We start from the raw sequence: 13,516 nt of genomic DNA on the forward strand, positions 1-13,516 counted from the left end.
GTTATTTTACAAACTTATCAATTCCGTTTCGCAACCATTTTTCGTATAAATCGATGTCCGGATCATAACTGGCAGGTTCCTCTGATAAAGTATTTCCATCAGTATCCAAAATTAAATAATACGGTTGAGCATTGGCTTTGTATTTGGTAATTTGAAAATCACTCCATTTGTTCCCAATGGTTTTGATTTTTTTACCGGTTTCTTTAGAAACATATTTTTCGTTTTCTGGTAATTCCTTTTTATCATCAACATAAAGAGAAATCAACACCACTTCATTTTTCAAAATAGAAAGTATCTTTTTATCTGACCAAACATAGTCTTCCATTTTACGGCAATTCACACATGCATAACCGGTAAAATCAAGTAAAATCGGTTTGTTTATTTGTTTGGCATAAGCCAATCCATCTTCGTAATCATGAAAAGCAATAATTCCGTGCGGACCGGAATGAGCTCCTTTTGGCAAAGCTCCTATATCTGAAGCACCACCTCCACTTCCAATTCCTGTTGGACTTTCACTGTAATTTAGTGGTGGCGGAAAACCTGAAATTATCTTTAATGGAGCACCCCAAAGTCCGGGAATTAAGTAAACTGTAAAACTCAATACAAATAACCCCATAAACAATCTTCCTACAGAAATATGGGTGAGCGGACTATCATGAGGTAATGTTATTTTTCCAAATAAATACAATGCCCAAGCACCAAAAACGGCAATCCAAATCGCTAAAAATGTTTCTCTTTCAAACCAATGCAATTGCAAAACCAAATCGGCATTCGATAAAAATTTAAATGCAAAAGCCAGTTCTAAAAATCCTAACGAAACTTTTACCGTATTTAACCATCCACCTGATTTTGGTAAGGAATTCATCCAACCCGGAAATAAAGCAAATAACATAAATGGTAAAGCAATGGCTGATGAAAAGCCTAACATACCTACAATCGGAGCAATTCCGCCTTTCGATGCGGCTTCTACTATCAACGTTCCAACAATGGGTCCGGTACATGAAAAGGACACGATGGCTAACGCTAAGGCCATAAAAAAGATACCGATAATTCCTCCTCTATCCGCTTGACGATCTACTTTATTGGCCCATGAATTTGGTAAAACAATTTCAAATGCACCTAAAAATGACGCAGCAAAAAAGACTAATAAGGCAAAGAAAATAACATTAAAAGCAACGCTTGTAGATAATTCATTCAACGAATCTGCACCAAAAATTGCGGTGATGGCTGAGCCTAAAGCTACATAAATTACGATAATTGAAATACCATAGATAATGGCGTTTTTAATTCCTTTGGCTCTGTCCTTACTTTGTTTAGTAAAGAAACTTACCGTCATGGGTATCATTGGAAACACACATGGAGTAAGTAACGCAGCAAAACCGGAGAAAAAGGCGATGATAAAAATTGTCCAAAGACCTTTTTGTTCCTCCTTTTTTGTTTCTTTTTCAATTTCTGTTTTTAGCTCTTTCGATGCTACTTTTTCTTGTGTTTTATCATTCGTTGTAGCAACAGTATCAACCGTTTCAACCGGAGCAATAACGGCACTTTCTTTTATTGGCAATTTAAATTCAAAACTTTTAAACTGTTGAATACATTGTTCCAAACAAGCCTGGTATTCTACATCCACTTTAATCGACTTTAGTGCCGGATTTGTCACTTTTACTAATTGTGAAAATTGAGCAGAACCTTCAAACATATATTCCTCTACTTCAAAAATTTCACTATATACTTTTTTGTATTTACTTTCTGTTGTTTTACCAATTAGTTGATAATTATTCTTTGAATTTTCATAAATAAAAACTGTTGGTAATGAACCTCCATCCGGTGTGAATTGAGAGAAAAAATGCCAATCCTTTTGAATAGTTGCATCAAATTTTAATAAAAATTCCGTGTCCGATATTGGTTCGATGGATGTTTTCCACTTTACCGGATCTAAAATCTGTGCTTGTGTAATACTGATTACAAAAAAGGAAAGGAGTGTAAAAAATAAATTCTTCATTAGAGTAATTGAATTTTTATGATGGTTTGTGTGTTTTCGTTTACTTTAAATCGATTGTCTAAGCGTTTTCCAACGAGCCAAACAATTTGATTTTCAGAGCATAAAAGCCAAGCATTTTCTTTATCGATGATCGAAAATTTTTCATCTTTAAAAAATTTACTCAACTTCTTTTTTCCGCTCATTCCAAAAGGGTAAAAATAATCACCTTCTTGCCATTTTCGAAGTTTTAAAGGAAACTTTAACGCATCTGCATCAACAAAGATAGTTTTTGAATCGGATATAGTTATATCACTCACGTTGTAAAACCTCAACTTTAAGGGAAAATTAAGTTCAGATTGGTTTGTCTGAATAAAATATTCTTCCAAAATAACATCCGATTTAGGTTCGATAATCAATGTATCTCTATCTTTCAGCAATCTGAAATGTTCTGAAAAAATTTGCTTTCCGGATTGAGCTTTTACCAAATCATTAATATCTTGCCATGCTGAAAATCCGAAGGGCATTAACCATTGGTACAAATAGGCTTGATAATTAGAAAGTTGAAGCAATTCATCTAAATCGATTATTTTCTGATTATCAATATCTTTCACAACTTTTCGATATACAATTCGCGAAGCATCATCCACCAACGACTGAGCTTGATTGAGGTGTTGAAGTGTAGTTTCAAAAGAAGCTAAAAAACTTAGATTCAATTCTTTTAAAATAGGAACTACGTGATGACGAATTTTATTTCGCACATATTTATCAGAAGCATTACTGGAATCTTCTCTCCATTTCAACTGATTTTCACTTGCAAAAGTTTCAATTTCTGCTCTTGAAAAAATTAAAAGCGGTCGAATAATTTTATCATTTTGGGATGGAATTCCGGTGAGTCCATCTAAACCGGTTCCGCGAGAAAAATTGATTAAAAATGTTTCCAATTGATCGTCTAAATGATGAGCAGTGGCCACAAAATCAAAATTTTCGGTGACTAACAATTCATAAAACCATTCGTATCGCAACTTTCGGGCGGCGACTTGAATGGATACTTTTTTATCTTCTACAAATTGCTTCGTATCAAATTTTTGAAAAAAGCCAGGAACGTAATTTTCTTTACAATAGGATTTCACAAAATCTTCATCTTCATCGCTTTCATCACCCCGAAGTTGAAAATTGCAATGTGCTACTCCAAATTCAATATTTGTTTTGGAGATTAAATCTAACAAAACCATGCTATCCAACCCGCCACTAACAGCGATTAAAATTTTTGCCTCTTGAAGAAAAGGAAATTGAGCAGAAAGGTGATTTTGGAATTTTAATAGCATGTTCAAAAGTAAGGAATTTTGTGAGAATGATATCATTCTAATTCAATACCTCAAACATTGCTTTTGCTTTCAGTAAACACTCTTTATATTCGCTTTCGGGATTGGCTTCTGAGGTAATGGCACTTCCAACGGAAAATGACAAATAACAATTTTTGGAATTGTATAAAATACTTCGAATGACAACGTTAAAATCAAAATCACCATCCGGAGAAAAATAGCCAACCGCCCCACTGTAAAGTCCGCGTTTGATTTCTTCTAATTCTTCTATGATTTTCATTGCAGAAATTTTTGGGGCACCAGTCATGCTGCCCATCGGAAAAGTAGTTTTGATAATTTCAACGGGAGAAGTAGTATTTTCTACTTGAGAAATAACGGTAGAAATTAGTTGGTGTACTTGTTTGAACGTGTAAACTTGACATAACTCTTCTACCGCTACCGAACCTTTTGTAGCTGTACGTGATAAATCATTGCGAACCAAATCAACTATCATAATGTTTTCGGCACGTTCTTTCGGATTATTTTCTAATTCAACTTTTGATTGCTCATCTAAAATGGGGTCTGAATTTCTTTTGGCAGTTCCTTTTATGGGTTGGGAAATCACTTTTGTTCCTTCCTTTTTTAAATACCTTTCAGGCGAAGCAGAAATCAAAAACTGATAATTATTTTTAAAATAAACGGCAAATGGTGGTTGCGAAATGGCGTTGAGTTTTTGATAAATTTCTAAAGGCTCAATACTTGCATTTTTAGCAAAAAATTCCATACAAAAATTGGCTTCATAAATGTCGCCGTGGTGAATATATTCGAGCATTTTGGACACTTTTTTTAAATAATCTTCTTTTGAAATACGCTGCTGAATATTGATTTTGCTTACCGCTCCAAACTCCATACTCCTTTCTCCTAACTTATTACTCTCTATCACCAAAATCGTTCGAAAATCATCCTCCATTTCATCATCACACAAATTCAAATACTGCATTTCAACTTGATTATTTTTCAGAAAAAACAACTTTTTAGGTTGAAAGAAAAACAAATCAGGAAATTCTAATCCGTCAAAATTTTTAGAGGTTAAAGCCTCTGTATCATTTTTTAAATCATACGACAAATAGCCAAACAACCAATCTTTTGTAAGCGTTTGATATTGATTTAAATCATCAAAAGCATTTAAATAGTCGGTTTTGACAGAAGTAAAAGCATCAACAGCCAAAACCACATCGTAATTGGAATATTTCTGATGATAATTGTTTGTGTCTAAAAAAACAACTTCTCTAAACTGATTGGTCCAAATCAACAATTTTTGCTTGAAAATTTCAGGATTTTCAACGGTAAAGACTTTTACTTTTCTTAGCATTTTTAACTAAAAAATTACTTTAATGATGCTTCAAATTGATGAAGTTTCTGTAAAATTTCATTTTTAATTTCATCGTTGGTAATTTTTGTCTCTTCAACAGAAAAATTTTCTTTGAAAGAAGCTAATGAATAAGTGTCAATAACTTCAGCACCAAATCGTGGCAGCATATTTTTAACTACTTCCAACGAACTCATTCCTCCTCGGGCTCCATTTGAAGTACTCAACAAAAATACTTTTTTACCTTCTAAAAACTTTCTGTCCAATCGTGACAACCAATCCAATACATTTTTAAAAAATGCAGACGGATTACCGTTATGTTCATTTACAGAAATTAACAAGCCCTTAGAAGACTGAATGTGTTTGTAAATTTGATTGATAGACGATGGAAATCCATTATCGCGTTGTTCATCTTCGCTATACACGATTAAATCCATATCGGATAATTTGAATAACTCGAAAGAACTTTCTGTTAATTGAGATGTCAAATAGGTAACTAATTGATGATTAATTGAAGTAGAAGAATTACTTCCCGCAAAGGCTAATATAGTTGACATAAAATTTATTTTTTTGTAAAGGTACGGAAGAAAAAAATCCTTTTCAAATAAAGTGTCAAGGTTTAGTTTATCTCATACAAGTATAATTTATTTGGTAAATATTTTTTCTACAAGAGGTCAAAAAACTTTCTTTTAAAAAGTAAAATTTTAATTTTACAGAAAAAAGATGAAATATTCATATTTAGTACTTCTACTTATTACTCAATTAATTTCTGGTCAAAATTATACGCTAACTTATGAAAAGTGGAGTAACGGAACAAGAATTGAAAATCAAGACCCAATTTTAGTTTACACCAATTCTTTTTTAACTTTAGTTAGTTCGGAGGGAATATTTTCCGGTAAAAATGATTTTCCATTAGAACAAATCTATATTGATAGAGCTAATCAAAACTTAATTCAATCGACTAAATTAAATCAAAATAAATCGATTGCCACTAAAGATTCATTAGCCTTAGGAAAACAAACTTTTGAATTATTAAATGAAACCAAAACCATTTTAGGTTATAAATGCAAAAAAGCAAAAACAATCATCAATTCCAATACAATTGAATTATGGTATACCAACGACCTCAACGTAAAAGGTGCTCCAACCGTTTTGGGTCAGAATTTAGGATTGGTTTTAGAAATGACCCGCAATAATAACTTTGTGATTACCGCAACCAAAATTGAAAAACTAAAAAAATTACCAGCTCAAATTGCTTTACCAAACTCTAACTTCGCTGACGGATTAACCTACCGTGATTTACTTTGGAAAAGCCGTTTTATCACACTTACTGTTTTTGAAAACGAAACAATTAATTTTTCAGATAAATCGAAGTCAAACGATAGTATTTTACGATTTGCCAATGGAACCGTAATCTTGAGAAAAGTAAAATTTCCGGAAATTAAAAACGGAAGTCCGATTTTTGCCGAGTTAAAAACCAGTTCTACCGGCGATGCTTATGATAGAACAGGTTCACTATTTGTAATTCCAATGAAAGGAGAAAATACTTTTTTTAATGGTTTAAAGCATGGCATAAATACTTTACCCATTTATCAAAACGGAAATGGAAAAATCTATCAAGGTGTTGCGTTAAAAGATGATTATCAACCTTTAACAGAGTTAATGCGTTTTTTTACGCCGTTTGGAATTAAGCAATACAATCATATTTCGTTAAAAGACAAAACGTGGTATAATGAAGTTCCGTACCGTCAAGACATTTCTGAATTGCAACCTATTTTAAGCGATCAAGAAATGTGGGTAGGAGCTTTTATTGGAAATTATGACCAAGGCGGACATCGTGTTTCAGTAGAAATTACAATTCATCCACAAGAAAACGAAACTAAAAAAACAACATTCGCTTTGCCTCTTTTTAATACGACTAATGTGATGGAAATGGGAGGACAAGAATATGCCACTATGTTTTCGGTTGAAAAAGGTTTGGAAGTTACTTTTAGTTTGGAAAAACCGATTAAAAATGCACAATTGCGATACATTACCACCGGACATGGCGGCTGGGAAAATGGTGATGAATTTGTGCCTAAGAAAAATAGTATATACTTAGACGAACAACTTGCTTTTTCATTTATCCCTTGGCGACAAGATTGCGGTTCGTACAGGTTGTTTAATCCGGCTTCAGGGAATTTTAGCAATGGTTTATCGTCATCTGATTACAGCCGCTCCAATTGGTGTCCGGCTACGGTAACAAATCCAATGTTGATTGATTTGGGTGATTTATCAGCCGGAAAGCATTCCATTCGTATTCAAATTCCGCAAGGAAAACCAGAAGGAAATAGTTTCAGTGCTTGGAATGTTTCAGGAATAGTGTTAGGAGAACCGGTAGAGTAAAATTCCCTACCGATTTCCCTTCAATCAACCAATCAACTAAAACAATTAATCTTTTATTTTAAACACTTTCGTTAAAATATCATCCATTAAACACCATTTGGTTAAGGATGATTGTAATAAATTGGCTCCCACAAAAGCAGTAAACCACAACCAATTTTGGTTGACATAAATAGCCAGAAGTAAACTAATTAAAATAAACGTTCCGGCAATTCCGCGTACGATTCTGTTTTTCATTTTTTTTAAGATTCTAAGGTTCTGAGGCCCTAAGGTTCTGAGGTTGGAGACTATTATTAATTTAGTCCCTAAGTTCCTCAGCACCTTGGTACCTTCTATATAAATTTTTCGATGTTAAAAGTGGCCAAATGCATTTTGGATTTGGTTTCTAATTCTTGATTGAAAGCGAGAATTAATGCATATAATTTTTCTAAATTTTCTATTGGAACAAAAGCATAAAAAGCAATCGATTCATTTTCGTTTACTTCGCTGCCAAACCAATTGGAAGCTAATGCTTCTTCTGATACATCTTTAAATCCGGTTACGTTACGATACGAATAGGTTTTTACACCGGATTCTTTAAGCAAATGCTGTATCTCTCTTTTGAAAGAATGGACAGCGGTTATAAGGACTAATTTCATTTTTTTAAGGTGCTAAGGTTCTAAGGTTTACTAATTACTATTCACTAAGGACTATTCACTAAAGACTAATCACTTTTCTTTTCCCATTTCTTCCGTTCAGTAATGTAATAAATTAAGGGTACTACAATTAATGTTAACAAAGTAGAAACAATCGCTCCCGCCACTAACGAAATCGCTAATCCTTGGAAAATCGGGTCAAACAGAATAATTGAGGCTCCAATGACTACGGCTCCGGTGGTTAACAAAATAGGCGTGGTTCGCACCGCTCCGGCTTCGATTATGGCTTGTTTGATTTCGATACCGTCATTTAATCTGATTTCGATAAAGTCGATTAAGAGAACCGAGTTTCGCACCATCACTCCGGCTAAAGCAATCATACCGATGAAGGATGTGGCAGTAAAGAATGCTCCTAACAACCAGTGACCTAAAACAATTCCCACCAAGGAAAGCGGAATCGCCACCATCATCACAATGGGTGTTTTAAAGTTTTGGAACCAACCAACAATCAACATATAGATAATGATGATAACCACTAAAAAGGCAGCTCCTAAATCACGGAAAACTTCTAACGTAATTTGCCATTCTCCGTCCCACTTTACGGTGAAATCATTTTCGTCTGTAGGCTGTTCCATATACAATTCGTTTACTTTATACCCTTTCGGAAGTTGCATTTTTTCTAATTTCTCATTCATCCCTAAAATGGCGTACACCGGACTTTCCAATGCTCCTGCCATATCGGCTAATACATACACTACTCGTTTTTGATCCTTACGGTAAATCGTATTTTGCAAGGTATCGGTTGTTACTTTAACCAAATCACTTACAGGAACAACATTGCCTCTACTTCCTTTAATTTTTACATTTTGAAGATCTTCGATGGAGGTTTTATCTGCATCGTTTAAGGATAAAGTAATACCAACCGGATTGTTAGAACGTTCGTCATACAAATTGGAAACAGGTATTTCTCGCAATAAATACGTCAAATTACCCACCACTTGCTGTGGAGCAATTCCGTTTAACATGGCTTTCTCTCGGTCAATTTCCAATTTGTATTCTACTTGAGGAGCTTCTACCATCCAATCGGTGTCCACCACATCGGAAGTATTTTCCAAGATGGATTTCACTTGATTAGCCACTTTAATTTGTTCTTGATAATCAGGTCCGTAAACCTCTGCCACCAAAGTTGAAAGCACCGGTGGTCCGGGTGGAACTTCAACAATTTTTACATTGGCTCCATACTTTTTAGCAATTTTTTGCACTTCCGGACGAACCAATTTCGCCAAATCATGACTTTGTAAATCACGGTCTTCTTTGTGCAACAAATTCACTTGAATATCAGCCATGTTGCTTCCTCCACGCATATCATAATGACGTACTAAACCATTGAAGGTTATTGGTGCAGAAGCCCCAATATAATTTTGATAATCTACTACTTCGGGAACGGTTGACAAGTATTGAGCAATTTCTTTGGTAACCGCTGCAGTGCGTTCTAAAGTAGTTCCTTCCGGCATATCAATTACCACTTGGAATTCATTTTTATTGTCAAACGGCAACATTTTTACGGCAACCGATTTGGTAAAAAACATGACCACAGAACCTACTAATAATACAATAGTTACCAAGAACATTGCATTTCTTTTTTTTGAATTATCCAATAACGGTTGTTCTATTTTTTTGTAAATTCTATAAATCCAAGACGTTTCCAAACCTTGTTCTTCTTTGTGTTCTTGCTCCTCTTTTTCATGCAATAAATGATAGCCTAAATAAGGTGTTACGGTTAATGCTACGAATAAAGATAACAACATCGCAATAGATGCTCCTATAGGCATCGGACTCATGTAGGGTCCCATCATTCCGGACACAAAAGCCATTGGAAGAATTGCCGCTATAACCGTGAATGTGGCCAAAATGGTTGGATTTCCTACTTCATTTATCGCATAAATCGCAGCTTGTTTAAATGGTAATCGCTTCATTTTGAAATGCCTGTGCATGTTTTCGGCGATAATAATACTATCATCTACCACAATTCCCACCACAAAAACCAAAGCAAAAAGCGTGATTCGATTTAACGTGTAGCCTAACAAATAATAGCTAAACAAGGTCAAGGCAAACGTTAACGGAACAGAGAAGAATACGACCAAACCACCTCTCCATCCCATGGCCAACATTACCAAAACTGTAACGGCTATAATAGCAACACCAAGATGCAATAATAACTCACCTACTTTGTGTGATGCCGTTTCACCGTAATTGCGGGTTACTTCTACCTGTACGTCATCCGGAATAAGTGTTTTCTTTAATGCTTCTACTTTATCCAAGATTTTTTCGGCAATTTTCATCGCATCAGCCCCTTTTACTTTGGCAATTGAAATGGTTACAGCGGGGTATTCTGAATTGTATTTTGTATATTTTTCATTGGCTTTTCCATAGCCAAATGAAACATAGTTTTTGGGTGTTTGCGGACCATCTTGAATGGAAGCCACCTGTTTTAAATAAACCGGTAAATTGTTGTTCACCCCAACCACTAAATTCTCAACATCCTCAGAAGTGGATAAAAATTTTCCGGTGGTGACCAAATATTCTGTATCATTTTGCACAAACGCACCCGATTGTGAACTCCCGTTATTGGCTTGAATCATTTGCATGATACTTAGAGCATCCACTCCATTTTCTGCCATTTTATCTTTGTCTAAAACCACTTTCAATTCGCGTGTTCTTCCGCCAATTTCTTTGGTAATGGCTACATCTTTCACTTTTTCAATTTCAGATGTAACTTCTTCTGCTAACTGACGAATTTCAAAATCATCATATTTTTCACTCCATAACGTTAATCCCAACATCGGAACATCATCGATTGAGCGGGTTTTAACAACTGGTTGCATTACCCCTGCTGGGAACATGTTGCGGTGTTTCATCAATTCATCGTACAATTTCACATACGAATCTTCACTGTTTTCACCTACATAAAATTGCACTACCATCATGGAGTACCCATTCATCGCCATGCTGTGAATATGTTCTACCCCTTTGATGTTACCGATTACTTTTTCTAACGGTTTCACCACTCTGCTTTCAATTTCAGATGGACTTGCTCCCGGATACATCACCATTACATCCGCCATGGGAACATTAATTTGTGGTTCTTCTTCTCGTGGAATTAAGAACGAACTATACGTACCAATAATCATCAACGCAACCATCAATAGAATGGTTAGTTTTGAATTGATAAAGAAATTGGCAATTTTTCCTGATATACCTTCTTGCATAATTTTAATGTGTTAATTTGACAATGTGTCAATATGTCAATTTGCTAATCGGCTAATTGACCAATTGGCTAATTAATTTGAACTTTCGCTCCGTTGAACAATTTCCCTTCAGCTGAAACGATATATGGTTCTTTAGAAGATAAGCCAGAGAGAACTTCTACTTTATCACCGTAATTTTTTCCGATGCGTAACCATCTTAAAATGGCAACATTTCCACTTCCAACGGTATAAATTCCGGTAAGCTGACCTTGTTTTACTAATGCCGATTCGGGAACTAAAACTTGTTCTGAACCTTCATTTACAACTGATGTTTTTTCAATCGGAAATTGCACGTTGACAAACATTCCGGAAAGAATGGTTTTATCCATTTCATCTAAATTGACTTTCACTAAATATTGACCGCCTGTGTTTTTGGCTGATAGACTCACTTCCGTCACTTTTCCAGACACTTTTTTATTTAATGATTTTAGGATAACCGAAACAGCCATACTTTGTTTGATTTTTGAAATATCACTTTCAGAAACCATTGCGGTTACTTGCAATTTTCCAGAACCTTCCACACTAACCAATGGCATTCCCGGATTGGCCATATCGCCTTCTTTGATAAATGTGTTGGTTACCACGCCGCCAAAAGGAGCTGTAATGTTGGCATAACTAAATTGAGCCATGACTTCGTTTCGCATTTGTTTGGCACCTTCTAAACCGGCTTTTGCCATTTCAAAACGAGCAGTCATATCGTCTAATTCTTTTTGTGAAGCACTTTGTTGATTGAACAATGCTACAAAACGATCATAATCTTTTTTGGCATTGTTATAACCAGCAGTTGCTTGTAAAATGGCTGCATCAACTTGTGCTTTTTTGGCTTGTAAATCGGTGTTGTTAATGCTCACTAACAATTGACCTGCTCCTACTTTTTGACCTACTTTCACATGAACTTTGGTTACATAACCCATCATTCGGGTGCTGACATTGGCACTGTTTTCGGCTTCAATTTTACCACTTGCCGTTACAAATGGACTAGTTGAATTTTCGATTGAACCATTAACTTTTACTGCTATTGGAGGTAATTCTTTGGTTTCTTTTCTATCGTTTCCGCAGGAAAATAAAAGGACTGCTGAAAAAATAAGTAGAGATGTTATTTTGATTTTCATAAGATTGAGATTTAGTTTTTTAATTTTTTGATGCTTTTATTTCGTTAAAAATTCCAAATACATTTTGGTGAAATTGTATTCAAAAACAGCTTGTAAATATTCCAATTCCTTTTGAGCCGTTTGTGTTTCCGTCATCAATAAATCAGACGTTTTTTCTAACCCTTGAGCAAAACGATTTTGACGAATTCTGAAACTTTCCTGGGTTTGTTCAAAAGCTAATTTAGAAAGTGATACTTTGTTTTGAGCATCGGCTAATTGGCGATTGGTTTTATTCAATTCTAATTGACTTTGTTTTTTATATTGTTCGGCTTCCGTTGTTGCTTTTTGAAATTCAACTTTCAATTTTTCAAATTTCCCGATGGATTTGTAACCATTAAATAAATTCCAAGACAATTGAGCTCCTACTGTGTAGCCACTTGCTCCAAATTGAAAGATTTCGGTATCGTATAATTCATAACTTCCAAATGCATTTAATCGAGGTAAAAAACTCATTCTACCGGAACGCATCATATTTTTATAAGCTTCAATAGACTTATCCATCGCTAAAAAATCTTTTCTTGATGTTGATAATTGAACGTTTTCTAATGATGGATTGACTTCGTTTTCTAAATTCTCAATCGGTTTATAAATGCCGCCTTTAGTATCTTCGTTCAATAAGAAAGCTAAATAATCGGATGTATTTCGCACATTACTTTTGGCATAGGTAAGCTGGTTTGCGATTTCATTCACACGAACTTGCACATCCAACACATCTGTTTTTTGAAGCATTCCTTGTTTGAAATAATTGTTGACCAAATTCAAGTTGGCTTGAGCAGTTGCATTGGCTTTTTCTAAAACACCAACCGCTTTGAAGGCTAATTGAAGTTGCATAAAGGCTTTGTTTACCTCCAATTCTAAATATTCTTTGGTGCGTTCTGTTTGCAATTGATAGGCTTCCATTTTTGACTTGGCTGCTTTTCTTTCATACAAACCATCGGCATTAAAAATGGGTTGAAGCACTTCAATTCGGGTGGCATAATTTTGGACTTGCGAAGGATCATTCAACAAAGCAGGGTTAAAATCGGCTTGAGTCAAAATTTCTTGGTTCAATTTTGAACCAAAAGCCATCAATGGATTATTGGTAGAAATTGCCGTATGCGAAGCAGAAATACTTGGTAAAAAAAGTGCATTCGATTGACGATAATCCGAACGAGCCGATTCAAAAGTTTGATTTGAAATTTTGAGTTGCAAATTTTGTTCTGTCAATTTGGTTGATAAATCGGTTTTGGATAGTTGTAAAGTATCTTGACCAATTGCGGATAAAGCAAGTAGTATCACCCCAATTGTTAGACTATTTTTTAGTTGTTTCATAGAATTATTTCTTATTTATTACGCAAAATTAAGTCGACAAAAATCGGTGTGCAGTAACATTTGTTACTGTGTAACATAGGT

The 13,516-nt window shown here is 34.8% G+C and carries 10 protein-coding genes; 1 reads left to right on the forward strand and 9 read right to left on the reverse strand.

Annotation, left to right across the window (positions count from 1 at the left end; translation table 11 throughout):
- Position 1: 1 nt before the first annotated feature.
- Genes R2782_RS05485 through R2782_RS05500 form a run of 4 tightly spaced genes read right to left on the reverse strand, consistent with a single transcriptional unit; the run spans position 2 to position 5,205 of the window.
- Positions 2-1,999, reverse strand: a complete 1,998-nt coding sequence (locus R2782_RS05485; RefSeq protein ID WP_371267077.1) for a protein-disulfide reductase DsbD family protein — start codon at positions 1,997-1,999, stop codon at positions 2-4.
- A complete protein-coding gene (gene tilS / locus R2782_RS05490) occupies positions 1,999-3,303 on the reverse strand; it encodes a tRNA lysidine(34) synthetase TilS (RefSeq protein ID WP_371267078.1) in 1,305 nt (434 codons plus the stop codon). Before tilS ends, R2782_RS05485 begins: the two co-directional genes overlap by 1 nt.
- Positions 3,304-3,340: 37 nt before the next feature.
- Positions 3,341-4,651, reverse strand: coding sequence for an anthranilate synthase component I family protein (locus tag R2782_RS05495; RefSeq protein ID WP_371267079.1), 1,311 nt, complete (start codon positions 4,649-4,651; stop codon positions 3,341-3,343).
- A 14-nt stretch (positions 4,652-4,665) separates the two neighbouring features.
- Entirely contained in the window at positions 4,666-5,205 is a 540-nt protein-coding gene (locus tag R2782_RS05500) for an NADPH-dependent FMN reductase (RefSeq protein WP_371267080.1), read from the reverse strand.
- A gap of 166 nt (positions 5,206-5,371) precedes the next feature.
- On the opposite strand from R2782_RS05500, the gene R2782_RS05505 reads away from it, so the two are divergent.
- The gene (locus R2782_RS05505; RefSeq protein WP_371267081.1) at positions 5,372-7,033 is read left to right on the forward strand and encodes a GLPGLI family protein; all 1,662 of its coding nucleotides are present in this window, start codon (positions 5,372-5,374) and stop codon (positions 7,031-7,033) included.
- Between the two features lie 45 nt (positions 7,034-7,078).
- On the opposite strand, the gene R2782_RS05510 is transcribed toward R2782_RS05505, so the two are convergent.
- From R2782_RS05510 to R2782_RS05530, 5 genes are all read right to left on the reverse strand, one after another.
- On the reverse strand, positions 7,079-7,267 hold the full coding sequence (locus tag R2782_RS05510) for a DUF2892 domain-containing protein (protein WP_371267082.1): 189 nt from the start codon (positions 7,265-7,267) through the stop codon (positions 7,079-7,081).
- A 95-nt stretch (positions 7,268-7,362) separates the two neighbouring features.
- On the reverse strand, positions 7,363-7,668 hold the full coding sequence (locus R2782_RS05515) for a hypothetical protein (protein ID WP_371267083.1): 306 nt from the start codon (positions 7,666-7,668) through the stop codon (positions 7,363-7,365).
- A gap of 65 nt (positions 7,669-7,733) precedes the next feature.
- Positions 7,734-10,934 (reverse strand): efflux RND transporter permease subunit, encoded by a 3,201-nt coding sequence (locus tag R2782_RS05520; protein WP_371267084.1) that lies wholly within the window; start codon positions 10,932-10,934, stop codon positions 7,734-7,736.
- Positions 10,935-11,002: 68 nt separating this feature from the next.
- On the reverse strand, positions 11,003-12,085 hold the full coding sequence (locus R2782_RS05525) for an efflux RND transporter periplasmic adaptor subunit (RefSeq protein WP_371267085.1): 1,083 nt from the start codon (positions 12,083-12,085) through the stop codon (positions 11,003-11,005).
- Between the two features lie 36 nt (positions 12,086-12,121).
- Complete coding sequence (locus R2782_RS05530) at positions 12,122-13,435, reverse strand: TolC family protein (protein WP_371267086.1); 1,314 nt, start codon at positions 13,433-13,435, stop codon at positions 12,122-12,124.
- Between the last annotated feature and the right edge of the window lie 81 nt (positions 13,436-13,516).

This window comes from Flavobacterium sp. (assembly GCF_041392085.1).
In the GTDB taxonomy this organism is placed as follows: Bacteria; Bacteroidota; Bacteroidia; order Flavobacteriales; family Flavobacteriaceae; genus Flavobacterium.